The organism is Streptomyces sp. NPDC040405 (genome assembly GCF_055595765.1).
Genome location: NZ_JBVIVI010000004.1, coordinates 414,905 through 440,879, shown reverse-complemented (window position 1 = coordinate 440,879; position 25,975 = coordinate 414,905). Strand labels below are relative to the sequence as shown.

Here is a 25,975-nt window from a genome sequence, read left to right as displayed (position 1 = left end):
GCCGCCGCCAAGTATCCGTTACGGGGCGCGACCGGGGTCGTGGGGGTGCCGGTGGATCAGGGACGTACGAGCAGCTGGAACTCGAAGGCGTAGCGCGAGGCGCGATAGGTGTGCGAGCCGAACTCGACGGCCCGGCCCGTATCGTCGAAGGTCGTCCGCTCCATGGTCAGCAGCGGCGCGCCCTCGGGCTCGCCGAGCTGCTTCCCCTCGTCGGCGGTGGCCGCGCGGGCGCCGACCGCCTGGCGCGCGCTGTGCAGGGTGATCCCCGCGGCGCGCATCAGCCGGTAGAGGCCGGTGTCCTCCAGCTCCGCGCTGTCCAGCTTGAGCAGCCCGGCCGGGAGCCGGTTGGACAGATGCGCCATGGGCTCGCCGTGCGCCAGCCGCAGCCGCTCGATCAGCACCACCTCGGTGCCCTCCGCGATGCCGAGCGCGGCGGCGACCTCGGCGGTGGCGGGCTCGGTGGTGTTCAGCAGCACCCGGGTGGCGGGGCGCTGGCCCGCGGCCTCCAGGTCGTCGTAGAGGCTGCTCAGCTCCAGGGGGCGCTTGACCTGGCTGTGCACCACCTGGGTGCCGACGCCTCGGCGCCGCACCAGCAGGCCCTTGTCGACCAGCGACTGGATCGCCTGGCGGACGGTGGGGCGGGACAGCCCGAGCCGCCCGGCCAGCTCGATCTCGTTGCCGAGCAGGCTCCCGGGTGCCAGCCGTCCTTTTTCGATCGCCGACTCGAGCTGCTGGGACAGCTGGAAGTAGAGCGGGACCGGGCTGCTGCGGTCCACGCTGAACTGGAGCGCATCCGCCCCGCCGGAGGAGTCTTCTTCCTGCTTTGCCACGGGGCGAGCGTAGCCGGATGAACAGATGACGGGAAGTCGTGAAGTTCTGTTGTCCGGACAAACTACGGAGTGGAGTCGACAACGCTGTCTTTCGTGTCTGTCCGTAACCAGCAGAGCGACCGATGGCCCGGGCCCACCCTCGTCTCGGGCGGCCGCCGCGTACAGGCGTCCATGGCGTACGGGCAGCGCGGCCGGAACCGGCAGCCGTCCCCCACCACCACCTCGCGCCGCTCCGCGTCCCGCCGCGCCCGCCCCGCCAGCCGCTCCGCGCGGGCCGCCCGCGCCCGCTCGCGACCGGCGGCCGAGCTCGGCGCGGCGGCGGCCAGCGCCTGGGTGTACGGGTGGCGGGGCGCGAGGATCACCTCGTCGCTGGGGCCGCGCTCCACGATCTCCCCCCGGTACATGACCATCACCTCGGAGGCGAAGTGCCGGGCGGTGGCCAGATCGTGGGTGACGTACAGCAGGGCGAGCCCGCGCTCGTCCTTGAGCCGGTCCAGCAGCCCCAGGATCTCCAGCCGGATCGACACGTCCAGCATCGACACCGGCTCGTCGGCCAGCAGCACCTGGGGCCCCGGCGCCAGCGCGCGGGCGATGGCGACGCGCTGCCGCTGCCCGCCCGACAGCTCGTGGGGGCGCTTGCGCGCCATGTCGGCGGCGGGCGTGAGGTTCACCGACCGCAGCAGCTCGTACGCCTGCTCCGGGGCATCCCCGCGCCGCGCCCGGCCGCTCGCCAGCAGCGGGCGGACGAGGTGGTGGCCCACGGTGTGCGCGGGGTTGAGCGAGGCGAACGGGTCCTGGAACACCATCTGTACGGCCCGCCGGTACTCGGTGCCCCGGGTCCGCCGCGCCCCGCCGAGCCGCACCTCCCCGGCGGTCGGCGCCACCAGCCGCGACAGGGCGCGGACGACGGTCGACTTGCCGCTCCCGGACTCCCCCACGAGCGCGAGCGTCCGCCCGGCGTGCAGCGAGAACGACACCCGGTCCACGGCCCGGAACGGCACCCGGCCGCGCTGCGGGAAGTCGACGGTGAGGTCGGAGACCTCCAGTGCGGTCACGGCTGCCGCCCTTCCGGTCGGGGGGCCGTCCCCGCCACCGCACCCAGATGGCAGGCGGCGGAGGTGCCCGGGGCTTGGCGCACGAGGGGCGGCGAGGTCGTACCGCAGGGGGCGAAGGCGTGCTCGCAGCGTGGGGCGAACGGGCAGCCGGGCAGGGCGTCGCGGAGGTCCGGCGGGGAGCCGGGGATGCCGCGCAGGAGCCCGCGTTCGCCCGCGAGGTCGGGGAAGGAGCGCAGCAGGGCCTGGGTGTACGGATGTGCGGGGGCCGCGGCGATCCGCTCCGCGGGTCCGTACTCGACGATTCGGCCCGCGTACATCACGGCCAGCCGGTCGCTGATCTCCAGCAGCAGCGACAGGTCGTGGGTGATGAAGACGACGCTGAAGCCCAGTTCGTCGCGGAGCCGCTGCACCTCGTCCAGGATTTCGCGCTGGACGACGACATCGAGCGCAGTCGTCGGCTCGTCCATGATGACGATCTCGGGTTCGAGCGCGAGCGCCATGGCGATGACGACGCGCTGCCGCATGCCGCCGGACAGCTCGTGCGGATACGCCCGCACCCGGGCCGGGTCGATGCCGACCATGTCGAGGAGGGCGCGGGCGCGCTCGTACCGCTCGGGGCGGCGCATACGGGGGCGGTGAGCGCGGAAGATGTCGTCGAACTGCCGGCCGACGGTGGTCACCGGGTTGAGCGCGTTCATGGCGGACTGGAAGACGACGGACAGCCGGGACCAGCGGAAGGCCCGCAGCGCCTCCCCCTCCAGCGCGAGCAGATCCGTTTCGGCGCCGTCACGGTCGCGGTGTGTGACCCGCCCCCCGGTGAGCCGCGCCGGGGGCGCCAGCATGCGGGCGACGGCGTACGCGAGCGTCGACTTGCCGCAGCCGGACTCGCCCGCGATACCGAGGAGTTCACCGCGCCGCAGCTCGAAGCCGACGTCGCGGACGGCCCGGGTGGGGCGTTCGCCCTCGTACACCACGCTGATGTGCTCGGCGCGCAGCACCACGTCGTCGCTCATGGGCTCACCTTCCGTACCCGCAGCCGGGGGTCCAGGACCTCGTCCAGGCCGAAGCTGATCAGCGACAGGGCCGTGCCGAGGGCGGCGATGCACAGCCCGGGCGGGATGAACCACCACCAGGCCCCGCTGGTGAGGGCCTCCGCGTTCTGCGCGAAGTAGAGCATCGTGCCCCAGGTGAGCTGGGACGGGTCGGACAGGCCCAGGAACGCGAGACCGGCCTGGGTGAGGATCGCGAAGATCACCGCGAAGATGAACTGCGAGACGATGATGGCGAGTTCGTTGGGCAGGATCTCCACCAGCACGATCCGCCACCGCTTCTCCCCGTACACCCGCGCCGCCAGCACATAGTCGCGGCTGCGCAGCGACAGCGTCTGGGCGCGCAGCACCCGGGCGGAGGCGGCCCAGCTGGTGAGGGCGATGACGAGGATGGTGGACCAGGAGCCGCCGCCCTTGACGTACGCGGACACGACGATGACCAGCGGCAGCCCGGGGATCACCAGGAACACGTTGCTGATCAGGGACAGTGCCTCGTCCGCGAGCCCGCCGAGGAAGCCGCCGCCGATCCCGACGACGACGGAGACGACGGTCGCGATGAGGGCGGAGGCGGCGCCGATCAGGAGGGTGCCGCGGGCGGAGGCGACGAGCTGGGCGAAGACGTCCTGCCCGGTCTGGGTGGTGCCGAGCCAGTGCGCCCCGGAGGGAGCCTGGCCCAGGTCCGCGGTGAAGGCGTTCGCGTCCCGGATCAGCCAGGGTCCGAGCGCCGCCGTGAGGACGAAGACGGCGAGCAGGACGAGGCCGGTGGCGAAGCGGCGGGAGCGCAACGCGGGTCGCAGCCAGCCGCGGCCGCCCGCCCGTGGGGTGGTGACCGGGGGTGTCATCGGGCCTGCCTGGTGCGGGGGTCGACGAAGCCGTACACAAGGTCCACCAGGAAGTTGGCGGCGAGCACGCCGAAGGTGATGACGAGGAAGACGGCCTGCATGAGCGGGTAGTCGGTGTTCTGGACGGCCTGGAGCAGGGTGAAGCCCATGCCGGGGTACGAGAACACGATCTCCATCACGAGGGAGCCGCTGACGATGAAGCCGAGCGAGATGGCGAACCCGGCGACCGAGGGCAGCACCGCGTTGCGGGCCGCGTAGCCGACCATGACCGTGCGCGGCGGCAGCCCCTTGGCCTCGGCGGCGACCACGTAGTCCTCGGCCAGGGTGGAGACCATCATGTTGCGCATGCCGAGCATCCAGCCGCCGACCGAGCTGAGCACGATGGTGGCGGCGGGCAGCACGGCGTGTTCGGCGGCGGAGGACAGGAAGGCGCCGCTGAGGCCGATGTCCAGCGTCTCGTCGTAGCCGCCGCCCAGCGGCAGCACGCCCCACACCTGGCTGAAGAGGTAGAGCAGCAGCAGCGCGAGCCAGAAGTAGGGGATCGCGGCGAGGAAGGTGGTGGAGGGGACGAGGGAGTCGAACCAGCTGCCGCGCCGCCACCCGGCCAGGGTGCCGAGGGTGAGGCCGAGGGCGACGCTGAGGAGGGTGGCGGCGCCGACCAGGACGAGCGTCCAGGGGACGGCGCCGCCGACGACCTCGGTCACCGGGCTCGGGAAGTACGTGACGGAGAGCCCGAAGTCGAAGTGGGCCAGCGCGCGCAGATACTCGCCGTACTGGACGAGGAGGTTGCCGTGGCCGAGGCCGAGCATGGCGGCCAGGGCCTCTTCCTGGCCGGGCTCGACGGGCCCGGACTGGGCCTGGCGGGCGAGCATCAGCTCCACCGGGTCGCCGGGGATGAGGCGCGGGAGGAAGAAGTTGACGGTGACCGCCATCCAGGCGGCGACGGCGTAGAAGCCGAGCTTGCGCAGGAGGTAGCGCACGCTGTCCGCCCCCGCCCGCCGCTACTTGCCCGCTTTTGCTGGCTTGATCCGGGCGGCGACCCAGCCGCCGTCGGGGTCGAGCCAGATGGAGGGCGCGGCATACAGATTGTCCTCGGTGGGATAGCCGGTGACCCGGTTGCCGTTGAATTCCTGCTCGTTCTGGCCGTAGAGGAGCGGGATCAGCGGCATGTCCTCGATGAATTCGTGCTGGATCTTGTAATACCAGGGCCTCTGTTTCGCGAGGTCGGTGGTGGACGCGATCCGGTCGAGCGCCTTGTCGATGGCGGGGTTGGCGTAGCGGCCGAAATTGCCGACATTGGTCGACTCACCGATCTTCGGCGGGATCGAACTGTCCAGCATCTGCGCGTAGTAGGCGCGCGGATCGGGGGTGTATCCGGCGTTGTCCAGCAGCATCTGGAACTGGCCGCGGGCCCGGTTGTTGGACCACTGGCTGTACGACTCGGCCTTGACGACGAGGTCGATACCGGCCTTCTTCAGCTGCTCCTTCGCCATCTGGGCGACGCTCACGTAGTCGGTCCAGCCGGAGACGAGTTCGACCGATACGGACAGCTTCTTCCCGTTCTTCCGCCACATGCCGTCCGACCCCTTGGCGTAGCCGGAGCCGGTGAGATACCCGTCGACCTTGTCCTGTCCGGTCTCGACCTTCGCGTCTTTCAGCGACGGGTCGAGGACGGACCGGTAGTTGGGGAGCAGGAGCGCCATGGGGTTGGCGGGGGGCGACTGGCCGTCGTACACGCTTCTGTTCATGAAGTCGCGGTCGAGGGCGGCGCTGATCGCTTTGCGGACATGGACATCGGCGGTGGGGCCGCGCTGGGCGTTGGGCACGAAGGAGGTGGTGGCCAGCGGTATGTTGACCAGGTCGAACTTCTTGTTCTTGGCGAGATAGTTCTTCTTGACGTCGGGAATGAACCCGCCCGCCCAGTCGATCTGCCCTGAGGTGACCGCGGCGTTGGCGGCGCTGTTCCCGGTGAAGCCGCGATACCGCATGATCTTGAAGTGCGGAAGGCCCTTGATGTAGTAGTCCTTGCGGGCGGCCAGATCGTATGTCGTGCCCTTGACGGATTTCACCGTCCACGGTCCGGTGCCCACCGGGCTGGGGTTGAGCGTGGTCGTCCTCTCCTTGGCGGAGAACGTGGACCAGATGTGCCGGGGCAGCATCTTCATCTTGCCGAGGAGGAAGTACTCCTTGGTGTACGCGGACTTGGTGAAGGTGAGGACCACGGTGTGCTTGCCCTCGGCGGCCGCGGAGGCGATCGGCAGGGCGTACATGTTGAGCGCCTTGTCGTCCTTCGCCATCTGGAAGGTGTACGCGACGTCGTCGGCGGTGAAGGGCTTTCCGTCGTTCCAGGTGACGTTCGTCCGTAACTGGACGCGAAGGGATTTTCCGCCGTTCGACCATGTGTATTTCGTGGCCAGCCAGGGGTCGACGTCGCCGGTTCTGGCCGCGTTGAAGTGGAATAACGGCTCGTAGATCATTCCGTTGGTCGCCTGGAGCGGCTGCGGCGCGAACGGATTGAAGTTGCGGACGAAATTGCCGGTGGATCCGGTGGATACGGTCAGCACCCCACCAGCGCCGCCTCCGCCGCTGCCGCCACCGCCGCAGGCGGCCAGCGTGCCGGAGAGTGCGAGTGCGGCCGCCGCGGCGATCGTGCGGCGCGGACGGCCCGTGCTCATCAACATCATGGTGTCCCCCTCGATATGCCCGCACTCGGTATGCCCGCAGTCGGCATGCCCGCACTCGGTATGCCGGCACAGCCCCGGCGCCGTGAAATTAAGGGGCTCCGTCAGAGGGTGTCAATAGAGCCGACAGGGCTCCTCCGCTGAACCGGATCAGCAGCGGCTTGTCGAATCCGTCGAATACCCAGGTCCGGCCGTACAGAGCCGTGTTCATCGGATCTATACCGCGGAATCTTCCCCCGTACGACCCTCGTCGATGTTGTTGACTCTAAACCGGTTTAGCCCTTCACTGCTTGAGGAGCACGGCACCGCCCGCTTCCCCATCCGGCCAAGGGAGAGTCCGTCGATGCAGCGCCCCTCCGCCCGGCTCACCGTCCACGACCGCCCCGTCACCTGGCTCGGCGCCAACTTCTGGTCCCGGACCGGCGGCCCGCTCATGTGGCGGAATTACGACGGCGAGGTGATCGACGCCGAGCTGCGGGTGCTGCGGGACCACGGGCTGACCATGACCCGCTCCTTCTTCTACTGGCCCGACTTCCATCCCGAGCCCGACCGGCTGGACGAGGACCTGTGCGCGCGCTTCGCCGACTTCCTCGACCGGCACCAAGCCCTGGGCATGACCACCGTCCCCACCTTCCTGGTCGGCCACATGTCCGGCGAGAACTGGGACCCGTCCTGGCGCGGCGACCGCGATCTGTACGGCGATGTGTGGCTGGTCGCCCGGCAGGCGTGGTTCGCCCGCGAGACCGTGCGCCGCTTCGCCGCGCATCCGGCCGTCGCCGGGTGGCTGGTCTCCAACGAGATGCCGATCTACGGGCGCGAGCCGGGCACCGCCGCCCCGCCCGCACCCCGGGAGACCGTCGCCGCCTGGGCCCAGCTCGTCGTGGACGCCGTCCGCGCCGGGGGCGGCACCCAGCCCGTCTCGCTCGGCGACGGCGCCTGGGGGCTGGAGAACTCCGGCCACGACAACGGCTTCCGGCTCCGCGACACCGCCGACCTGTGCGACTTCCTCGGCCCGCACGTCTACCGCATGGAGGACGACCCGGTGCGCCAGCACTACGCGGCGGCCTGGGTGTGCGAGCTGACCGGCACATACCGACGGCCCGTGGTCCTGGAGGAGTTCGGCGTCAGCTCCGGCTTCGCCTCCGGCCCGGGCGCGGCCCGCTACTACCGGCAGACCCTGCACAACAGCCTGCTCGCCGGGGCCACCGGCTGGATCGCGTGGAACAACAGCGACTACGACGGGCTGCGCGGCCAGGCCCCGTACCGCCACCACGCCTTCGAGATGCACTTCGGCCTGACCACGTCGGAGGGCACCCCGAAACCGCAGCTCCTCGAACTGGCCGCGTTCGCCCGGATCCTGGACGAGGTGGACTTCGCCCACTGCCACCGCGCCCCCGCCGACACCGCGCTCCTCGTCTCCTCGTACCTCGACACGCTCTACCCCTTCACCCGCGCCGAGGACCGCGGCTACGTCCAGCAGACCTGCCGTCAGGCGTGGGTCTCCGCCCGCCTCGCGGACGCCCCGGCCGCGGTGGTGCGCGAAAGCGACGGCCCGCTGCCGTCGGGCGTGCGGCTGTGGCTCGTCCCCTCCACCAAGCAGCTCCTCTCCCCCACCTGGTACGCGCTGGAGCGGGCCGCCCGCGACGGCGCCACCGTCTACGTCTCGTACTCCCCCGGCGCCCACGACGAACAGCGCGGGCCCTGGTACGCCCATCTCAACGAACTCTTCGGCGTTCGCCACCAGTTGGAGTACGGCCTGCTCGACCCCATCGAGGACGACGAGGTCACCCTCACCCTCACCCGCCCGTTCGGCCACCTCCCCGAGGGCGCCCGCCTCACCTTCCGCGCCGCGGGCGCCCGGGCCTTCCTCCCCGTCGAACCCGACGGCGCCGACGTCCTCGCCGTCGACGGCCACGGCCGCCCGGCGCTGCTGCGGCGCGCGGTGGGCGAGGGCTCCGTCGTCTTCTGCGTCTACCCCGTCGAGCACATGGCCGCGGTCACCCCGCGGGTCAACCCCGAGGCCACCGCCACCCTGTACGACGCCCTCGCGGCCCACGCCGGAGTCCACCGCCCGGTCACCGTGGGCGACTCCCGCGTCGCCGTCGACAGCCTCGTCCACGACGACGGCCGCACCTTCGTCTGGCTGGTCAGCCAGGCCCCCGAGGAGCTGACCGTCAAACCGTCCGTCACCGGAGGTCTGCTGCGGGACCTGACCGGCGGCCCGGCCGACACCGTCACCCTGCCGCCGTACGGGGTGCGGGTGCTGCGGCTGGCTCCCGCACCCCGCTGACCGGCTGCCGCGGGGCGTCGTCGTCACCGGGACCGGTGACGACGAGCCCGGCCGACCGGGTGGGGAGGGGCTCAGCCCCAGCGCTTCACGAAGTCGATCGCCGCGGAGTCGACCTCCGCGGGGTGCGAGGCGCTCAGGAAGTGCTGTCCGCCCTCGATGGTTTCCAGACGCGCCTCGGGAGAGCGGGTGAACATCCGTATCTCCTCCTGGGCGTTGGCCACCGAGTACACCTGGTCCGACGTACCGTGCAACCACAGGACGGGGCAGCGGACCTCGTCGAGCCTGCCGTGGAGCCCGTCGCGGTCGCGCAGGTTCACCGTGCTGAGGCGCAGGCGGTGGCGCCCGGCGTCACCGGAGTAGTTCGCACGGTAGGTGGCGAGCCAGAACTCGCGCTCCTCGCCCGAGACGCCGCCCAGGGCCGTCTTGAACACCTCGTCCACGAGCTCGTCCGGCACGACCCAGTCCTCGCCGACCGGCTCGGCGAGGGCGTCCACGAGCGGCGTGTTGAACTCGATCCCGTCCCAGCAGCCCAGGTCACGGCTGCGCGGGCTCTCGAAGTCCATCGACGTGCCGAGCGCCATGACGCCCTTCACGACGTCCGGGGCGAGCAGCGCCATGCGGGCCGCGACCCAGCCGCCCTGCGAGGTCCCCAGCACGAAGACCTCGTGGATCCCGAGGGCCTCGAGGACCTGCAGGTTCGCGATGGCGCTGTCCCAGTAGGTGAAGTGCGGGTACGAGGCCCTCGTACGGCCATGCCCGTACGGCTCCAGGGCGAGCAGATTGGCCGCGGACCTGAGCGCCGGGTCGGCGAACTGCGGCCGGTACAGCTCGGCAGAGGTGGTGTACGAGTTGATAAGGACCAGCGTCGGGAGCGCGGGGTCGTACGGCCCGGCGAAGGTGTACCCGACGGTCGACCCGCCCAGGTGGGGGATCTCGACGGTCTGCTCGATCTTGCTCATCACATGCTCCTCAGGTGGTACATCGGAAATCTCTGACAACGGGTCTCTGCTAACGGGTCTCTGCTAACGGGTCGCCAATCTCGACTGGTCGGGCGCTGGTGGTCGTCGATCCGCCACGTCGCCGCACACCTCACTGCTCAACGTTTACCTCCCCCGATGCGCATGGAAGGTTCAAGTCAAGGCTGCACGCGAACTTCAGGATGAGCTATGACGGAGCGTCTGCAATCTTTACCCAAAGGTCCGGGCGGGAGCGCTGCGGGGCAGTTCGCCCTGTCGTCCGACCTCCTCAGCGAACTGCTGACCAGCATGCGGCTGCGCGGTGTCCAATACCGTCGCGTCCACGTCGGCCCACGGTTCGGCCTCACCTTCGACGCCAAGCCCGGACGCGCCTATTTCCACTTCCTCGCCGTCGGCTCCGCCGTCCTGCGCACCGAGGACGGAACGGTCCACGAACTCTCGGCGGGCAACGCCGTATTCATGCCCCACGGCGAGTCCCATCAGCTGCTCTCCGGCCCGGACATACCGGCCCGGGGCATCGACAGCTTCGACGCGGTCCCGCTCAGCAACGCGGTGTGCGACGTGGACGCCTGCCCGAGCCCCGACCCGAATCCCAGCGCCATCTTCTTCAACGGCTTCATGGATTTCGACCTCGGCGGGATGCAGGGCCTCAGCCAGCTGATGCCCGACGTCATGCTGGTCGACGCCGAGGGACAGCGTTACCCCGGGCTCATTCCGATCCTCACGTCCATGAGGCGCGAAGTGTGCTCCGCACGCGTGGGCTTCGCCGGAATCCTCGCCCGTCTGGCCGAAGTGGCGGCGGCCATGATCGTCCGGGGCTGGATCGAATGCGGCTGCGACAACACCTCCGGCCTCGTGGCCGCATTGCGCGACCCCCGCCTGTCCTGCGCCATCCTGGCCCTGCACCGGCAGCCCGGACACCACTGGACGGTGGCGGAGCTGGCAGCGGAGTGCAACGTCTCCCGCTCTGTCTTCGCGGACCGATTCCACACCACGATCGGCATGCCGCCCCTCCGTTACGCCACGGAACTGCGCATGCTCCTCGCCAGCCAGTGGCTGGCCCAGGACACACTGCCGATCCAATCCGTGGCCCAACGCCTCGGCTACACCTCCCAGGCCGCCTTCAGCCGCGCCTTCAAACGCATCACGGGCCACCCACCCGGCGCCAGCAGAGACAGCTCCCGTTCACAGCCCGCCTATGAGCGGGCCTGACGCGGAGGCCAGCAGGATCCGGCGATTACCCGGCCTGAGGTGGGGCAAGAAGGGCTTCGCGCTGTTCTACGCTGCCCGGATGATTCGCGCAGTGGTACTCGACGTCGGCGAGACCTTGATCCGGGACGACCGGGGCTGGGCGGCGTGTGCCGACTGGTTGGGGGTGCCCCGCCACACCCTCTCCGCGCTGGTCGGTGCGGTCGTGGCGCAGGGGCGCGACAACGCGGAGGCGTTGCGGCTCGTCCGGCCCGGGATCGATATCGCCGCCGAGCGAGCGGCCATGGAGGCCGCGGGCGTCGGCGAGAAGCTGAGCGAGTGCGACCTCTACCCGGATGTACGTCCCGCCCTCGCCGCTCTTCGTGAGACCGGTGTACGCGTCATCGTCGCGGGCAATCAGACGGCGCGTACCGGGAAGTTGCTGCGGGACCTCGCGCTGCCGGTCGACGCGATCGCCACCTCGGGAGAGTGGGGCGTGGCCAAGCCGGACCCCGCCTTCTTCGTGCGCGTACTGGAGCTGGCGGGAACAGCTCCCGGTGAGACCGTCTACGTGGGCGATCACCCCGCGAACGATACGGGCCCGGCGAAGGCCGCGGGCCTGCGCGCCGTGCATCTGCGCCGTGGGCCCTGGGGACACCTCTGGTCGGGTAAGGCCGAGGCGGCTGCCGCTGACTGGCAGGTCGACTCGTTGCACGACCTGGTGCGAATCTTCGCAAGCTGAGGCGAAAGGGCCCGCATGTGAGGTGGCCGCTCAGTACCGTTCGGAGCAGACGCAGCGGATGGAGCACGAACATGCCCACTGAGCTTGCCCGGCGTGTGGCCTATCGGCGCCGCATCGCGCGCCTGGCGCAGCAAGAGCTGGCGGATGCCGCCGGGGTCCACGTGGGGACGTTGCGGAAAATCGAGCGAGGCGCCAGGGGCGCGAGCGATGACGTGGTCGAGGCGCTCGCCGCTGCTCTCGGCGTCGATCCGTCCCTCCTGCTGGGCAGCAGGGACCGGGCGGACGCCCGGGTGCACGCCGCCATGCCGACGTTATCGGCCGTCATCGCCGCGTACGACGTACCGGACGACGGACCGGTCCGGCCGCTAGCCGAGTTGCGTGTGTCAGTGGACGAGGCGGTGACCTGGCGCCTGGCTGCTCAGTACGTCCGTAACGGCGCCCGGGACCTGTCCGCCCGCCTGGTGGAGCTGATGCGGTGGGCCGCACCACACGCCGGGGACCCGCTGCTGGATGCGGCTGTCGCCTACGTCCGCACCGAGGTCTTCTTCGCTGCTCGCGCCTACGTCGCCGGGCTACGCGCGCTTGAGGCCGCTGTGGACAGGGCCCCGGTTGGACATGCTCACGCGGCCCTCGCCGCTCGGGGTGCCCTCTGCATGCGGGCGGCCGTGGTCGCCGGGCGCGCCGGGCTGGCAGAGGCCGCGGATCGACACCTCGCGGAGGCCCGGCGCCTGGGGGACGCCGTACCGGAGAGCGTCTATCAGGGCACAGCGTTCGGACCGGTCAGCGTACGCATTCACGAAGTGTCCGTCGGTGTCAGCCTCGGTGACGATCACGTTCGCCGGGCACTCGAAGCCGTCGGCGAATGGGTGCCGCCGCGGGACATGCCCGCCGAGCGGCGTAGCGGGTTCTACATCGAGAAGGCGCGTGCCCAGTTGTGGTCCGGGCTCCCGCGCGAGGCCTTCGAATCGCTGAAGGCGGCGCGCCTGATCGCTCCTCAGCACACTCGCGATCACCCGTGGGTGCGTGAGGACGCCGCGACATTGCGCCGCGTGCGGCGTGCTGACGCCGACAGCCTCAGCAGTTTCGCCGAGTGGTGTCACGCGGGCGAGTGACCCTGGCTGACCCTCACTGGGTCACTTGCGGCTCTCGCGGCGGAGAACCATCGCTTGTCCACACCGACGAGGCAGATGGGACGACACCAGCCATGGCCAACCCCAACGGGTTCCCTTCGGGAACCACCCGCAGATCATGGGCGCCACCGAGCGGCACGGACGTGGAGCTGGTCGAGGTGGGCCCATACTGGGACGCCGTTCGGACCCCCGCTGACGTCGGTGAATGCGCCCTGCGGCTGCTCGGCGAGGCAACCGGTGCCGTCATCGCCGACTACAGCCTCATGTACTGGCTCATCCCGCCAGGTCACGCCCGGCACTGGCGGAGCGTGCAGAGGAACGTCAACGCCCTTGGCGCACACGACACCACAGTCACCTACGTCGGGGTTCCTCCGGCCGCCCACACGACCGGCCCGCGCCTGCACTGGCGCATCCCGGTGGGCCCCGACCGGTACCTCACCGACCCGTACCGGCTGCGCGAAGCCCTCGCCCGGGCATCCACCGCCGAGCCCGAGACCGGTGAGGATGCGGGCCGATGACGATCCAGATCTGCGCCCGCTGCGATAAGCCGACCAGCACCCCGGTCGTCGTCGCGATCGGACACGGTGCGAGCGCCGGTGGCGGCACCGTCTACGCCTGCCCCGGCAAGTGCGCCGACAGCTTCCCTCGCCAGCGCGACCCGTTCGACCAATCTCTACGGGGGCAGCTTCATCACCGAAAGGCGGAGGTCAGCGGCCGCCCCTCGGGGCCGGGGTGAAGGTTACGGGGAGGGCGGAGAGGCCTCGGACCCAGGGGGAGGCTCGCCAGAGGAGGGTGTCTCGGGGGACGGCGAGGCGGACGTCGGGGAGGCGGTCGAGGAGGACTTCGACGGCGGTTTTGGCGATGGTCTCGGCGATTTCCTGGGCCGGGTGGGGGCAGCGGTGTTCGCCGTGGCCGAAGGAGAGGAAGGCGTTGTTGCCCTCGGTGAAGGCGTGGGTGTCCGGGCGGACCAAGGGGTCGGTGTTGGCGCCGTGGAAGCCGAGGATCAGGAGGTCGCCCTTGCGGATGTGCTTGCCCGCCAGGGTGGTGTCGCGGGTGGCCCAGCGGGCGGCGAGGTTGGCGACGGGGGTGTCCTCCCAGAGCACCTCGTTCATGGCCTGGCCGACGCTGTGGCGGCCGCCGGAGAGCGAGAGGGCGAACCGCTCGTCGGTGAGCAGCAGCCGCAGGGTGTTGCCGATCCAGTCGGCCGTCGGCTGGTGACCGGCCGTCATGATGACGATGAGGTCCTGGACGATCAGTTCGTCGGGGTATCCGCGGTAGGCGGCGACCAGTTGGGAGGCCACGTCGGGCGCGGGCGCGGTCCGTTTTGCCGCGGCCAGCTGGCTCATCACCAGGTAGACGTGCTGGTACGCCTCGAGGGCGTTCTCCTTGGCGTCGATCGCGTCGTTCATCGCCTGCACGAGGGCCGGGCCCTCGGCGTCGGGGATGCCGTAGAAGTGGGCGAGGACCAGTTCCGGCAGCAGCCGGGCGTAGTCGGCGATCAGTTCGGCCTCGCCCTTGTGGCAGAAGTCGTCCACCAGCCGGTCGGCGATCAACTCGGCCTGGCGGCGCAGGTCGTACGGGTCGACGGCCTCCAGCGCTTCCCCGATGGCCTCGGCCCGCCGCTGGTGGTCCTCGCCGGTCGCGTACACGACGGACGTCTGATCGCGGCTGATGAGGGGCGCGAGCGGCCAGTTCTCGGGGATGTTGTCCCACTGGTTCCACCGGTTCGCGTCCCGGGTGAACAGCCCGGCGTCGCTCGTGACCTGGTGCAGTTCCCGGTAGCCGAGCACCAGCCAGCCGGGTATGTCCCCGTCGAGCAGCACCGGGGCCACCGGCCCGTGCTCGCCGCGCATCTCCCCGTACACCCCGAAGGGGTTGGTCTGGAAGCCGGGCCCGCTCAGCGGCCGCGCGCCCCGGTGGGCGGGGCAGCCGGGCGGCGGTGTGGCGGGGGTGGCCGCGGCGTTCTCGGACGACGGTTCGGGGCTGGCTGTCATCGATGGGGTCCTTGTGCACGAGTGGACAAATGCCAGGCCAGAATAGATTGCATACGCCAGCCATGTGCCCGGACCACCATGTTCGTCCCCGGGCCGGGCCCGCTGTCCGGCACCGCCGAACCCCGGCGCGAGCGAGCGCGCCGGGGTTCTTGATGAAGCGGGGGGGGGCCGATCAGTGCGGCGGGTCGGGCAGTTGAGTGAACACGCACGTCCCGACGGGCCGGGTGTTGGGGCAACGGCCCTCCCACACCTCTTGCGACCGGGTCAGCACGGTGACGAACACCGGGCCGCCTTGGACATCGTCGGTGTTGGATGCCAGCGTGGCTTCGAGGACATCGTCGGGACCGCCCACGGACACCCACCCGCCAACAGGGGTGCCCGGGTTCGTCGACTCGTCGACCGACAGGATGTAGACCTGACCGTTGCATACGGTCGAGATGTACTTCGCGCCCACTCCGCCCGTGATGACACCTTCGTTACCCGCGGAGTCGACGTCGGTACAAGCCTTCGACTTCTCGTACCCGGAGTGATTGTCGTGCCCGGTGCGGGCGGACTGCGTCGTGTTGTCCTGATCGGGCTGCGGCTCGGTCGCCGCCGCGCTGGTCGCCACGGTGGTCGCGAGGGCCGCGACGGTCATGGCTATGGCAAGCTTTCGCTTCTGCCTCATTCGATTCGCTCCTCTATGGAGAAAGCGGTTCGTAACCTGGCAAAGGAGGCTTACCCGGAAAATATGATTTCGGTCGGATGGGCCCACGTATTCACTCAACCGGCCGAGGTCAGCCAGTCGTCCGCGTACTTCCGGTACGTCCCGTCATGCGTCGTCAGGTGCACCCACTGGTCGACGTATTCCTTGAACTGCGCGTCAGCGCGGGGCAGCGCGTACGCCTTCTCCGAGAACGAGAACGGCTTGTCCGGGTGGACCGCGCACAGCTCGGGGTGGATCTTGGACTGGTAACGCGTCTCGCTCGCGTCGGTCATCATCACATCGGCGCGACCGTCGATGATCTCGTTGAAGATCGTGGTGTTGTCGGGGTGGACGGTGAGCTTGGCCCGCTTGATGTGGGCGCGGGCGAACTGCTCGTTGGTGCCGCCCGGGTTGACGACGACCCGTACGCCCGGCTGGTCGATGTCGTCCAGCGTCTGGTACTTCTTCTCGTCCTCGCAGCGCACGATCGGCGTCTTGCCGTCGGTCAGATACGGCTCGCTGAAGGCCGCCTTACGGGCCCGCTCCAGGGTCACCGAGACCCCGCCCATGCCGATGTCGCAGCGCCCGGCGGCGAGGTCGTCCACCAGCTTCGCCCAGGTCGTGGCGACGAACTTCGGCTTGGCGTCGAGGCTCTGGGCCAGGTTGCCCGCCATGTCGATGTCAATGCCGGTGTAGTCGCCGGTCTTGGCATCGCGATGGCTGAACGGCCGGTAGTCGCCCGTGGTGCACACGCGCAGCACACCCCGCGCGGGCACCCGGTCCAGCAAAGTGCCTTGCTGCGTGCCTTGCTGCGTGCCTTGCTGCGCGGCGGAGCCGGCCGCGGAACCGGTGCCGGGGCGGGGCGCCGGGCCGTCGGCCAGGGCCGAGCCCGCGGCGGTGGCGGCGAGCACGGCGGCGACAGTGGCGAGCGTGGCGGCGCGTCTCATGGGGACTCCTCGGCAGCGGCATGATCACGGCGCGCTCAGAGTGCCAGAAGACGCCGCCGAGGAGAACCCGCGGACCACCTGCTGGAATCCGGGAAACGGGACGGGCGCGGCTAGGGGGTGTCTTGTCGATCAGGCCGGATCAGCGAGCGGCGTCTGGTGCAGGGGGCACCTCCCAGCGATAGCTGGGGGAGGCGCTGCGTGCGACGAGCGCGGGGCCGCGAGGTGCCGCCCGCCGCGGCAGCGGCTGATGCCACAGCGGCGTCGGGAGCCCGGCATGATCGGCGAGACACCCCCTAGGGCCGAGCCGCCGTCAGTACCGCTCCGGATCGGGGTCGTCCAGCGGCGGGCCGACCTCGGCGAGGCGGGCCAGCAGCTCGGAGGCGCGCTTGGCCACGGTGTCGCGGTCCCCTTCGGAGAGCGCCGAGGCCATCCCGCAGGCGACCGCCCCGGCGGCGATCCAGTCCGGTGCGTCGGCCACGGTCACCCCGCCGGTCGGCACGAAGGCGGCCTGCGGCAGGGCGGCCCGTACGTCCTTGACCCAGCGCGGCCCGTACGCCGCGGCGGGGAACAGCTTCAGCGCGTCCGCGCCCAGCTCCATCGCGCGCACCGCCTCGGTGGGGGTGGAGACCCCGGGGAAGACCGGCAGGCCGTAGCGGTGGCCGGTGCGGATGACGTCGGGGTCCAGGCTCGGGGAGACGAGGAAGCGGGCGCCCGCGTCGACGGCCATCCGGGCGGACGCGCCGTCGAGCACCGTGCCCGCGCCGATCACCGCGTCGTCGCCGACCTCCCGGATCAGAGTGGTGACCGCCTCCAGTGCGAAGGGCGTGGTCAGCGAGATCTCCAGGCTGGTGATGCCCGCGGAGAGCAGACTGTCCGCCGTCGCCGTGGCGTGGTCGTAGCTGTCGCTGCGGACGATGGCAAGGACACGCTGCGCGAGCGCGGCCCGGGTGATCTCCCAGCGGTACACGGCAGTCGCCGCCTTTCCTCTCCTAGGGTCTACTGCCTGATCGTGCCGCACCCCCGTGCCTCCGGGATATGCGGTGGTGTGCGGTGCGTAGTGCGGTGTGGTGTGGTGCCGTGGTTGATGATCTGGCTTCCGCCCTGCGCGGGCGGGGCGGAATCGGCGGCCCCGGCGCTAGCGGTGGACCCCGTCGCCGCCGTTGACGATCTCGGCGAGCGCCCGGTCCCGGGCGAGCGCGGAGGGCAGCCCGTCCGTGTCCGAGGCGGCCTGGACGACGAGCGCGGCGACGCACGCGGCCTCGGCCAGCGCCCGGGGCTCGGACAGCCCGCGCAGCCTCGCCGACAGGTACCCCGCGGCGAAGCCGTCACCCGCGCCGATCGGGTCGACCAGCGGCACCGGGTGCGGCGACTGCTGCCAGCGGCCGTCCGAGGTGATGACGGTCGCGGAGTGGTCGGCGCGCTTGATCACGACTTCCTGGGTGCCGCCCTCCAGCAGCTCCAGCGCGGCGTCGTCGGCGGGCTGCGAGGTGAGCAGCTCCAGCTCGTCCTCCCCCGCCAGGACGAGGTCCGCCTCGCGCAGCAACGGCCCCGCCGTCTGCGCCCACTGGGCGGCACCGCCCAGCTTGCGCCGCACGTTCGGATCGAAGGACACCTTCGCCCCGGCCTTCCGGGCCAGCTCCACCAGCTTGCCGCTGGCGGCCGCGGCGGTCGGCGAGAGCATCGGCGTGATCCCGGAGATGTGCAGCATCCGGGCGCCGTCCAGCGCGTCGGGGCCGATCTCGTCGGGGGTGAGGCGGGACGCGGCCGATCCCATGCGGTAGTACTGCACGTCGATCGCGCGGTGCGGATGGCTGTCGCGCAGCAGCAGCCCGGTGGGCGCGTGCTCGTCCACGACGGCCTGCGAGACGTCCACCCCATCGGCGCGCAGCTCGCGCAGCACGGCCTCCCCCGCCGGGTCCGCGCCGACCCGGCCGAGCCAGCGCACGCTGTGGCCGAGCCGGGCCAGGCCCGCGGCCACATTGGACTCGGCGCCCGCCACGGAGCGGCGGAAGTGCACGGCCCGGTCGAGCGGGATTCCCGGCTCGGCGAGCAGCAGCAGCATCGCCTCGCCGCACGTGACCACTTCCGGACCGTTCGCCACCGCTGCCTCCCCGCGTGTCCACTTCTACCGAAACGGTATCGGCAACCACCGACAAACGGCGGGGCGGGGGGAGGAGATCGTTCGTAAAGAGACCGAGATCATTCGCGGACCGGCGTGTGTGCACAGCACAACGGCCGCTGCCCGGCGGGGCGGCGGCCGTTGTACGTGGGGGGTGGCGGCTGTTGTACGCGGGGGGCGGCTGGTGCGGTGCGCCGTACCTAGGGGGACGGCGTACCGGGGGGTGCGCCGTACCGAACGGTGGCTCAGCAGCCGCGGTCCACCAGGTCGAACGACTCGTAGTGGTCCGCGGTGTAGTAGTCCTCGTCCGTCTTCTTGCCGGTCACGATGCGGCGCGCGCCGCGGTCGTCGGAGCCGGGGGTGATGACGGTGTACTCGTGGTAGTAGCCCGAGGACTGGGCCGGAAGAATGCCCTCTCGGTTCTGGAAGACCGTGCCGTCCTGCGGGAACGGGTACGGCCCGCCCTCCTCGATCAGGTCGAGGGTGTCGTGCGCCTGGGACGGCAGCTTCGAGTAACAGATCTCGCCGACGTCCGCGATGGCCTGGGCCGATACGACGGTCGCGGGCGGAGGCGGGGACGCGGTCGCCGTGACGGCCGTGCCGCCGAGGAGAAGCGACGCGGCGAGGGCGCCGAGGGCGCCGATGCGGGCAATCCGTGGGGGGATTTTCATGCCCCTAGCATGACGCGCGTAGAGCATGGCATGTCAATGCCAAGTAACGGGAGTTTTCGCGGAGTTCACATGTTGCGCGCGAAGCGCGAGGGGGCGAGACCGAACCGTGATTTTGCCTCGGAGGCAAGCTTTTTGCCTGAGAGGCGAAGGTCTCGCTATACCGGAGACATGAACCCGTTCCCCGAGGGGGACCCCGCCGAGCCGCTCCCCCGGCCGTCGGCCGAGCCGCCCGCCCAGCCGTCCGCCGAGCTGCCCACCGTCGCTCCCCGCCTGCGGGACCTGCGGCGCCGCAGCGGGCTGACCCTGGAGGCGGCGGCCCACCGCGTCGGGCTCTCCCCCGCGCATCTGTCCCGGCTGGAGACGGGCCGCCGCCAGCCGTCGCTCCCCATGCTGCTGGCCCTGGCCCGTACGTACGGAACCACGGTATCCGACCTCCTCGGCGAGGTGCCGCCGAGCCAGGACCCCATCGTGCGCGCCGACCGGATGGAGGCGCAGGAGGCGGGCGGCTGGACGTACTGGCGGGCGGGCGGCTCCGGCCGGGCGATGCAGGCGCTGCGGCTGCACGTGCCGGAGGGCTCGGGCGCCCAGGACGAGCTGGTGCGCGTCCATACGGGCGAGGAGTGGCTGTACGTCGTCGACGGGCGGCTGCGGCTGACCCTCGGCGACGCCGTCCACATGCTCGGCCCCGGCGACGCCGCCCACTTCGACTCGCTCACCCCGCACCGCATCGCCGCCGCCTCGCCCGGCGGAACGGATCTGCTCTTCGTCCACACCCTGCTGCAGAGCGGGGCCGCCGAGCTGTGCCTCGGCGACGCCGCCCGCCGCGGAGGAAGGCCGCGAACGCCATGACCAACGCGTCCCCGAACCCCGAACCGGGCCCGGTTCCCAAGGTGCGCGAGCAGGACCGGGCGCCGATCCCGGTCTCCGTCCGGGTCTTCATCTACGTCGTCGGTGTGCACGTCTTCGCCGGTTTCCTCTATCTGCTGTTCTACCTGGGCGCCTCGAAGTAGCCGCGACCCGGACCGGGGCGTTCCGCGGGGTGGCACAATTCCCGGGCATGGACTGGTCACGCCTCGGCCCCCCACTGGACGTACGTCCCCTCTTCCCCCTCGACCGCGGCGCCCTGCTGGACCTGCTGACCGGGCTCGGTCCCGACGACTGGCGGCGCCCGACCGCATGCCCCGGATGGGACGTCCACGACGTGGCCGGCCACCTCCTCCACGACCACATCCGCCGGCTGTCCGGCGGCCGCGACGGCCACCCCGGGCCGCCCTTCGGCCCCGGCGAGACGCTTCCCGCGTACATCACGCGCACCAACGAGGAGTTCGTACGCGGCACCGCCCGGCAGCTCAGCCCCCGGCTGCTGACCGGTCTGCTGGCCACGCTGGGGCCACAGCTGGACGACCACTGGGCCGCCCGCGACCCGGACGCGCCCGCCGGGCTCGACGTGTCCTGGGCCGCGCCCGGGGTCCCGGCCCCGAACTGGCTGGACACCGCGCGCGAATTCACCGAGTTCTGGGTCCACCAGCAGCAACTGCGCGACGCCGTGGGCCAGCCGGGCGGCACCGGTCCGGAGCTGCTGCACCCGGTGCTCGACACGTTCCTGCGCGCCCTGCCGCACACCCTGCGCGACCATCCGGCCCCGGAAGGGACCTCCGTACGGATCCGGGTACCCGGCCCGGCGGGCGGGCAGTGGACGGCCGTACGCGAGGCGGATCACTGGCGCCTCGGCGCGGCCGACGCACCGCCCGCCGCGGAGGTGACGGCCGACGCATCGCCCACCGCGGAGGTGACGGCCGAGGTGGCGATCGACGCGGACGCCCTGTGGCGCCTGGCCACCCGCGGCATCACCCCTCGGGCGGCCCGCTCCCGGGCGACGGCGCACGGGGACGAGCGGCTGGCCCGTGCCGCGCTGACCCTCCTGGCGATCGTCCGGGAACCCGACGCACCCGCCTGATCCGACCACCCCGCCCGGGAAGGGAGCCCGACGATGGAGGACCGCGCGGCCTCGACCGCCCGCACCATGTGGACCCTGTTCGAACCTCTCCACGCCGTCGCCTACTTCGCCCCCGAGGCCCTGGCGGCGTACGAGGACGCGGGCCTGCGCGGCTTCTGGCGCGGCTACTTCGCGTGCCGTGCCGCGCCGCTGGGCCCGGTCGGGCCGGAGCCCGTCGCCGCCGCCTTCTTCTCCTTCGCGCCCGCCATGGTCGCCCGCGCGCTGCCCGACGTATGGCAGCTGACCGCCCCCGAACGCGCCCTGGAGCTGCGCCGCGCGGGCGCCGTGGCCGCCCTGCGGCGGCTGCTCACCGGCCGGGAGCGCGAGGCCGAGCGAGCGGCGGAGGCCCTGGTCCCCCGGGCCGCCGGGCTCGACACCGCCGGGCGCGTCCTGGCCGCCGCCCACGCCTCGCTGGACTTCCCCGACCAGCCGCTGGACCGCCTGTGGCACGCCGCCACCCTGCTGCGCGAACACCGAGGCGACGGCCATGTCGCCGCCCTCGTCGCCGCGGGGCTCGACGGCTGCGAGGCCCTCGCACTCCGCGCGGGCACCGACATCCCCCGCGCCGAGCTCCAGCCCTATCGCGGCTGGACCGACCAGGAGTGGGAGGCCGCCCGCCTCCGCCTCACCGAACGCGGCCTGCTCCTCCCCGACGGCACCGCGAGCCGGAACGGCCGCGAGCTGCTGCGCGCCGTCGAGTCCGCCACCGACCGCGCGGCGGAACGCCCCTGGCGCGCCCTGACCCCGGACGCGGTCCGGGACCTCACCGCCCTCCTCGCCCCCGTCTCCCGCGCCTGCGCCACCGCGCTCCGCTTCCCGAACCCGATCGGTCTGCCCGAGCCGAGTGGCCAGTGACCGGGAGACGCACGTCACATTCGGTCATGTCACATCGTGCCGCTCCAATCCGTCAGGGATGTGTAACCACCGACAACGGCATGAGGAGCGCACGATGGATGCTCGCTTGAACCTCTTCGGCAACCGGGCCTCGGCCACGTTCCTGAAGCACATCACCACGGCAGGCAAGGGGATCTCGGATTCGACGCTGCCCACCGCGACGCAGGAGCTGGTCAAGCTCCGCGCCAGCCAGATCAACGGCTGCGGCTTCTGCACCGACATGCACACCAAAGAGGCCGCCCACGCCGGGGAGACCTCGGTGCGCCTCCATCTGGTCGCGGCCTGGCGAGAGGCCACGGTCTTCACCGACGCGGAGCGCGCCGCGCTGGAGCTGACCGAGCAGGGCACCCGCATCGCCGACGCGGCCGGTGGCGTCACCGACGAAGCCTGGGCGAACGCCGCCAAGCACTACGACGAGGACCAGCTCGCCGCCCTGGTCTCCCTCATCGCCCTCATCAACGCCTACAACCGCCTGAACGTCATCGTCCAGCAGCCCGCGGGCGAATACCGGGTCGGCCAGTTCGGCTGATCACCGGGCTCGGCAAGGCGGTCTGAGCGCATGGTTCCCGGCCTGCGCCGAAGCGGCGTAAGACCAGGGGATCATGGGCGGCCCGTCACATCACTCCCAAGGCGGAGGGGAGTTGGACCGCTCGGCTGATGTTCCCGACGCATGTCGCCTGAATGATCGTTCCTGTCCGAACGCGCGACTGGAAGGAACGATTACGTGCGCAGACGATATCTCGGGCCCCTGTTGGCGGTCAGTGTCACGGCAACGCTGGCTCCCGCGCTCGCCACCTCGGCGGCCACCGCCGCTCCGGCCACCACCCCGTCGGCCGCCGCCAAGGGCGCGCTGGACCGGTATGTGGCGCAGGAGCCGCGGTGGAAGCGGTGCGAGGCCGACTCTCCCGCAGAGTTCGAGTGCGCCACGATCAAGGTCCCGCTGGACTACCGGGTTCCCGGGGGCAAGCAGATCGACTTGGCGATATCCCGAATCAAGAGCGCCGCGCCCGACAAGCGGCGCGGCGTCCTGTTCTCCAACCCCGGCGGCCCGGGTGGACAGGGGCTCTACATGCCGATGAGCATGCAGGACAAGCTCCCCAAGTCCGCTCAGCAGAAGTACGACCTCATCGGCTTCGACCCGCGCGGGGTGGGGAAGAGCAGCCCGGTTTCCTGCGGTCTGGAGCCGGAGGACGAGAAGCCGCTGCGGCCGTACAAGGAGGAGACGTTCGACAAGGACGTCGCCTGGGCACGCGGCGTCGCGCGCAAGTGTGAGGAGAAGGCAGGCGACACGCTCGCGCACATCACCACGCGCAACACCGCACGCGACATGGATCTGATCCGGGCGATCCTCGGTGAGAAGAAGATCTCGTACGTGGGTTACTCGTACGGCACCTACCTGGGTTCCGTCTACACCCAGCTCTTCCCGGGCCGGGCCGACCGGTTCGTGCTGGACAGCGCGGTCGATCCGGCGCGCGCCTGGCGAGGGATGATGCAGTGGTGGGCGGAGGGTGCCGAGCCCGCGTTCGACCGGTGGACCGAGTGGGCCGCGGCACGTTCGGAGAAGTACGGCCTCGGTGACACCCCGAAGGAGGTCGACCGGACCCTCTGGGACCTGGTCGCGCAGGCCGACGAGAAGCCCATCGAGGTGGACGGGCAGCCGACCACCGGTGATGACATCCGGAACGGTATGCGCGAGGCCGTCTTCACCCCGCAGTACGCCACCGAGGCGGTCGTGGAGCTGAAGAAGGCCGCGGCCGACGAGCCCGCCTCCCTGAAGAAGCTCGCCCCCTTCGCCGGATCCGGGAGGACCGGGACGGCAGCCGCCGGTGCCGCCGAGGTGCCGTCCGACAACACGTCGGCGAGCTTCTGGGCCGTGGTGTGCGGCGACAACTCGGCCGCGTGGTCCCGCGATCCCGAGAGCTACCGGCGGGACGCCATCGAGGACAAGCGCCGTTACCCGCTCTACGGTGACTTCGCGTCCAGCATCAAGCCCTGTGCGTTCTGGGATGAATCCGCGGAACCGGCGACCAAGGTGAACAACGAGGTCGGCTCCCTGATCGTCCAGAACGAGTGGGACCCGCAGACCCCGCTGCCCAGCGGCCAGGCCCTGCACGCCGACCTGAGGGGCTCGAAAATGGTCACCGTCCTCGGCGGCGAGGGCCATGGCGTCTACCCGAACGGCAACGCGTGCACGGACGGCACGGTCACCGACTATCTGCTCACCGGCAAGCTCCCGGCGAAGGACGTGACCTGCGAGGCGACGGCCGCCTCGAACGCGGAGGCGCGGAAGAACCAGAAGCGGGACGCGCTCCCGGACCGTTTCTGAGCCCGGTCGCATGACCCGTTGAAGGTGGGGCGGGACCTCCTGGCGGGGTCCCGCCCCCTCGCGCTCAGGGCCCAAGGGCTCAGGCGACGGTGACCGCCCCGGTGAGGACGGCGAAGGCGATATAGGCGAGGGACACGGGGACGGCGTTCGAGGGCGGCGTTGACCCACATGCGCCAGTCCGGCCGCACCGGCTCGAAGGCTTCGCCCGAGGCGACCTCGCGCTGGTAGGCGGCGAGTTCGCCGGGGTCGAGCTTGCCGCGTCCGCACAGGCCGAGCCAGTAGGCCACGGCGATGATGGCCGCGCTGGTCAGGGCCATGGGGCCGATCATGTGGACGAAGTAGTCGGTGGCGCTCAGGTGCAGGACGCAGATGCGGACCGGGGCGCCCTTGGCTGCACGGAATATGGCCTGGCAGGCGGGTTCGAAGAGCTTGCACTCCATCATCAGGCCGAAGCAGAGGACGGCGAACAGCAGGAGCGCGGCGGTGGGCGCGACCGTTTCCAGACCGTTCGTGATCATGTCGCCGAGCTTGGCGCCCTTGCCCGCGACGAGAGCGGCGGCGATCGGGGTGAGCATGATGGCGGTGAACCATCGCCCCGCGGGAGGGCTCAGCGGGGCACGTCCATGCGCTGGGTGCCGACGACCGACAGCAGCCGCAGCGCCTCCTCGGACGAGGAGCCGGGGGTGGCGGTGTAGATCACGACCCGCTGGTCCCGGTCGGTGATGTCGAGGGCGTCGCAGTTGACGGTGACGGGGCCGACCACCGGGTGCTGGAAGGTCTTGCACAGGGTCGGCTCGGCGCACACGTCGTGGGAGTCCCACAGCCGGACGAACTCCTCGCTTCCGGCGCGGAGTTCGGCGATCAGTTCGGCCAGCTCGGGGTCGTCCGGGTAGCGGGCGGCGGTGGCGCGCAGGTTCCGGGCGGTGGTGCGGGCGAACCCGTCCGCGTCGGAGACTCCGTACAGCCGCCGCCCGTCCGGATGGGGCCCGAGGAAGGCGCGGCGGACCAGGTTGCGGTCGCGCCGCGGAAGGGCGGAGAAGTCCTCCATGAGGGCGGCCGCGAGGTCGTTCCAGGCGATCACCTCGTACATCGCGGACGTCACGATCGCGGCGGCCTGCGGCAGCCGGTTCAGCAGGTCGAGGAGGCTCTGCCGCACCTCGCGCGGGGGCCCGGGCGGCGGGGCGGGCGGGGCGCCCGCGAGGTGGTGGAGGTGGGCGCGCTCGGCGTCCGACAGGCGCAGCGCCCGGGCCAGCCCGCTCAGCACCTCGCGCGAGGGGCGCGGGCCGCGGGCCTGTTCGAGCCGGGTGTAGTACTCGGTCGAGATGTAGGCGAGCTGAGCCGCCTCCTCGCGGCGCAGCCCCGGGGTGCGGCGGCGCGGCCCGGCGGGCAGCCCCACGTCGGCGGGGGCGATCCGCTCGCGCCTGCTGCGCAGGAAGGCCGCCAGTTCTTGTCTGTCCACGGCCCCAGTGTGCGCGGGGGGCGGGGGGGGGGGGGGGGGGGGGGGGGGGGGGGGGGGGGGGGGGGGGGAGGAGGGGGGGGGGAGTGTGTGGTGGGGAAAA

At 71.3% G+C, this 25,975-nt stretch carries 27 protein-coding genes; 12 read left to right on the top strand and 15 right to left on the bottom strand.

Annotation, left to right across the window (positions count from 1 at the left end; all coding sequences use genetic code 11):
* Positions 1-56 precede the first annotated feature (56 nt).
* The 6 genes from ACZ59A_RS19680 to ACZ59A_RS19655 all read right to left on the bottom strand — a co-directional run bounded on the left by ACZ59A_RS19680 (position 57) and on the right by ACZ59A_RS19655 (position 6,451).
* Positions 57-776 (bottom strand): GntR family transcriptional regulator, encoded by a 720-nt coding sequence (locus tag ACZ59A_RS19680; RefSeq protein ID WP_358633569.1) that lies wholly within the window; start codon positions 774-776, stop codon positions 57-59.
* A 116-nt stretch (positions 777-892) separates the two neighbouring features.
* Positions 893-1,885: an ABC transporter ATP-binding protein gene (locus ACZ59A_RS19675; protein ID WP_470960306.1), complete on the bottom strand. Its 993-nt coding sequence runs from the start codon at positions 1,883-1,885 to the stop codon at positions 893-895.
* Positions 1,882-2,898, bottom strand: coding sequence for an ABC transporter ATP-binding protein (locus ACZ59A_RS19670; RefSeq protein WP_470960304.1), 1,017 nt, complete (start codon positions 2,896-2,898; stop codon positions 1,882-1,884). The genes ACZ59A_RS19675 and ACZ59A_RS19670 overlap by 4 nt, the downstream gene beginning before the upstream one ends.
* On the bottom strand, positions 2,895-3,776 hold the full coding sequence (locus ACZ59A_RS19665) for an ABC transporter permease (RefSeq protein ID WP_468047369.1): 882 nt from the start codon (positions 3,774-3,776) through the stop codon (positions 2,895-2,897). The genes ACZ59A_RS19670 and ACZ59A_RS19665 overlap by 4 nt, the downstream gene beginning before the upstream one ends.
* Positions 3,773-4,756 carry an ABC transporter permease gene (locus tag ACZ59A_RS19660; RefSeq protein WP_470960302.1) on the bottom strand — a complete coding sequence of 328 codons (984 nt, stop codon included), beginning with the start codon at positions 4,754-4,756 and terminating at the stop codon, positions 3,773-3,775. Before ACZ59A_RS19660 ends, ACZ59A_RS19665 begins: the two co-directional genes overlap by 4 nt.
* 21 nt (positions 4,757-4,777) lie before the next feature.
* Positions 4,778-6,451, bottom strand: coding sequence for an ABC transporter substrate-binding protein (locus ACZ59A_RS19655; protein ID WP_470960300.1), 1,674 nt, complete (start codon positions 6,449-6,451; stop codon positions 4,778-4,780).
* A 349-nt stretch (positions 6,452-6,800) separates the two neighbouring features.
* Between ACZ59A_RS19655 and ACZ59A_RS19650 the strand changes: the two genes are divergently transcribed.
* Positions 6,801-8,747: a cellulase family glycosylhydrolase gene (locus tag ACZ59A_RS19650; RefSeq protein ID WP_470960298.1), complete on the top strand. Its 1,947-nt coding sequence runs from the start codon at positions 6,801-6,803 to the stop codon at positions 8,745-8,747.
* Positions 8,748-8,818: 71 nt separating this feature from the next.
* Here ACZ59A_RS19650 and ACZ59A_RS19645 read toward each other — a convergent pair whose 3' ends face one another.
* Positions 8,819-9,706, bottom strand: a complete 888-nt coding sequence (locus ACZ59A_RS19645; protein ID WP_470960296.1) for an alpha/beta fold hydrolase — start codon at positions 9,704-9,706, stop codon at positions 8,819-8,821.
* 207 nt (positions 9,707-9,913) lie between these two features.
* Here ACZ59A_RS19645 and ACZ59A_RS19640 point away from each other — a divergent pair, with 207 nt between their 5' ends.
* The 5 genes from ACZ59A_RS19640 to ACZ59A_RS19620 all read left to right on the top strand — a co-directional run bounded on the left by ACZ59A_RS19640 (position 9,914) and on the right by ACZ59A_RS19620 (position 13,520).
* Positions 9,914-10,936, top strand: coding sequence for an AraC family transcriptional regulator (locus ACZ59A_RS19640; protein WP_470960294.1), 1,023 nt, complete (start codon positions 9,914-9,916; stop codon positions 10,934-10,936).
* A 79-nt stretch (positions 10,937-11,015) separates the two neighbouring features.
* Positions 11,016-11,654, top strand: coding sequence for an HAD family hydrolase (locus tag ACZ59A_RS19635; RefSeq protein WP_470960292.1), 639 nt, complete (start codon positions 11,016-11,018; stop codon positions 11,652-11,654).
* Positions 11,655-11,725: 71 nt separating this feature from the next.
* Entirely contained in the window at positions 11,726-12,766 is a 1,041-nt protein-coding gene (locus ACZ59A_RS19630; protein WP_470960290.1) for a helix-turn-helix domain-containing protein, read from the top strand.
* Positions 12,767-12,858: 92 nt separating this feature from the next.
* Positions 12,859-13,302: a hypothetical protein gene (locus ACZ59A_RS19625; RefSeq protein WP_470960288.1), complete on the top strand. Its 444-nt coding sequence runs from the start codon at positions 12,859-12,861 to the stop codon at positions 13,300-13,302.
* A complete protein-coding gene (locus ACZ59A_RS19620) occupies positions 13,299-13,520 on the top strand; it encodes a hypothetical protein (protein WP_470960286.1) in 222 nt (73 codons plus the stop codon). The genes ACZ59A_RS19625 and ACZ59A_RS19620 overlap by 4 nt, the downstream gene beginning before the upstream one ends.
* Here ACZ59A_RS19620 and ACZ59A_RS19615 read toward each other — a convergent pair.
* The 6 genes from ACZ59A_RS19615 to ACZ59A_RS19590 form a co-directional block, all read right to left on the bottom strand.
* Positions 13,492-14,778 carry a cytochrome P450 gene (locus tag ACZ59A_RS19615; protein WP_470960284.1) on the bottom strand — a complete coding sequence of 429 codons (1,287 nt, stop codon included), beginning with the start codon at positions 14,776-14,778 and terminating at the stop codon, positions 13,492-13,494. The genes ACZ59A_RS19620 and ACZ59A_RS19615 overlap by 29 nt on opposite strands.
* 172 nt (positions 14,779-14,950) lie before the next feature.
* Positions 14,951-15,445: a hypothetical protein gene (locus tag ACZ59A_RS19610; RefSeq protein WP_470960282.1), complete on the bottom strand. Its 495-nt coding sequence runs from the start codon at positions 15,443-15,445 to the stop codon at positions 14,951-14,953.
* A gap of 95 nt (positions 15,446-15,540) precedes the next feature.
* Positions 15,541-16,410: a transporter substrate-binding domain-containing protein gene (locus ACZ59A_RS19605; protein WP_470960280.1), complete on the bottom strand. Its 870-nt coding sequence runs from the start codon at positions 16,408-16,410 to the stop codon at positions 15,541-15,543.
* 310 nt (positions 16,411-16,720) lie between these two features.
* Positions 16,721-17,377 carry a bifunctional 4-hydroxy-2-oxoglutarate aldolase/2-dehydro-3-deoxy-phosphogluconate aldolase gene (locus ACZ59A_RS19600; protein ID WP_468047398.1) on the bottom strand — a complete coding sequence of 219 codons (657 nt, stop codon included), beginning with the start codon at positions 17,375-17,377 and terminating at the stop codon, positions 16,721-16,723.
* A gap of 168 nt (positions 17,378-17,545) precedes the next feature.
* Positions 17,546-18,511 (bottom strand): sugar kinase, encoded by a 966-nt coding sequence (locus ACZ59A_RS19595; protein ID WP_470960278.1) that lies wholly within the window; start codon positions 18,509-18,511, stop codon positions 17,546-17,548.
* Between the two features lie 263 nt (positions 18,512-18,774).
* Positions 18,775-19,200: a guanyl-specific ribonuclease gene (locus ACZ59A_RS19590; protein WP_470960276.1), complete on the bottom strand. Its 426-nt coding sequence runs from the start codon at positions 19,198-19,200 to the stop codon at positions 18,775-18,777.
* Positions 19,201-19,368: 168 nt separating this feature from the next.
* Between ACZ59A_RS19590 and ACZ59A_RS19585 the strand changes: the two genes are divergently transcribed.
* The 6 genes from ACZ59A_RS19585 (at position 19,369) to ACZ59A_RS19560 (ending at position 24,416) form a co-directional block, all read left to right on the top strand.
* Positions 19,369-20,049 carry a helix-turn-helix domain-containing protein gene (locus tag ACZ59A_RS19585; RefSeq protein ID WP_470960275.1) on the top strand — a complete coding sequence of 227 codons (681 nt, stop codon included), beginning with the start codon at positions 19,369-19,371 and terminating at the stop codon, positions 20,047-20,049.
* Positions 20,046-20,210 carry a DUF6126 family protein gene (locus ACZ59A_RS19580; RefSeq protein WP_470960273.1) on the top strand — a complete coding sequence of 55 codons (165 nt, stop codon included), beginning with the start codon at positions 20,046-20,048 and terminating at the stop codon, positions 20,208-20,210. Before ACZ59A_RS19585 ends, ACZ59A_RS19580 begins: the two co-directional genes overlap by 4 nt.
* Before the next feature lie 47 nt (positions 20,211-20,257).
* Positions 20,258-21,157 (top strand): maleylpyruvate isomerase family mycothiol-dependent enzyme, encoded by a 900-nt coding sequence (locus ACZ59A_RS19575; protein WP_470960271.1) that lies wholly within the window; start codon positions 20,258-20,260, stop codon positions 21,155-21,157.
* Positions 21,158-21,190: 33 nt separating this feature from the next.
* Positions 21,191-22,051 (top strand): SCO6745 family protein, encoded by an 861-nt coding sequence (locus ACZ59A_RS19570; protein ID WP_470960269.1) that lies wholly within the window; start codon positions 21,191-21,193, stop codon positions 22,049-22,051.
* 94 nt (positions 22,052-22,145) lie between these two features.
* A complete protein-coding gene (locus ACZ59A_RS19565) occupies positions 22,146-22,619 on the top strand; it encodes a carboxymuconolactone decarboxylase family protein (RefSeq protein ID WP_470960267.1) in 474 nt (157 codons plus the stop codon).
* A gap of 195 nt (positions 22,620-22,814) precedes the next feature.
* The gene (locus ACZ59A_RS19560) at positions 22,815-24,416 is read left to right on the top strand and encodes an alpha/beta hydrolase (protein WP_470960265.1); all 1,602 of its coding nucleotides are present in this window, start codon (positions 22,815-22,817) and stop codon (positions 24,414-24,416) included.
* Here the strand turns inward: ACZ59A_RS19560 and ACZ59A_RS19555 are convergent.
* On the bottom strand, positions 24,302-24,991 hold the full coding sequence (locus tag ACZ59A_RS19555; RefSeq protein ID WP_470960263.1) for a hypothetical protein: 690 nt from the start codon (positions 24,989-24,991) through the stop codon (positions 24,302-24,304). The genes ACZ59A_RS19560 and ACZ59A_RS19555 overlap by 115 nt on opposite strands.
* A gap of 32 nt (positions 24,992-25,023) precedes the next feature.
* Positions 25,024-25,875 (bottom strand): helix-turn-helix transcriptional regulator, encoded by an 852-nt coding sequence (locus ACZ59A_RS19550; protein ID WP_470960261.1) that lies wholly within the window; start codon positions 25,873-25,875, stop codon positions 25,024-25,026.
* Positions 25,876-25,975 lie beyond the last annotated feature (100 nt).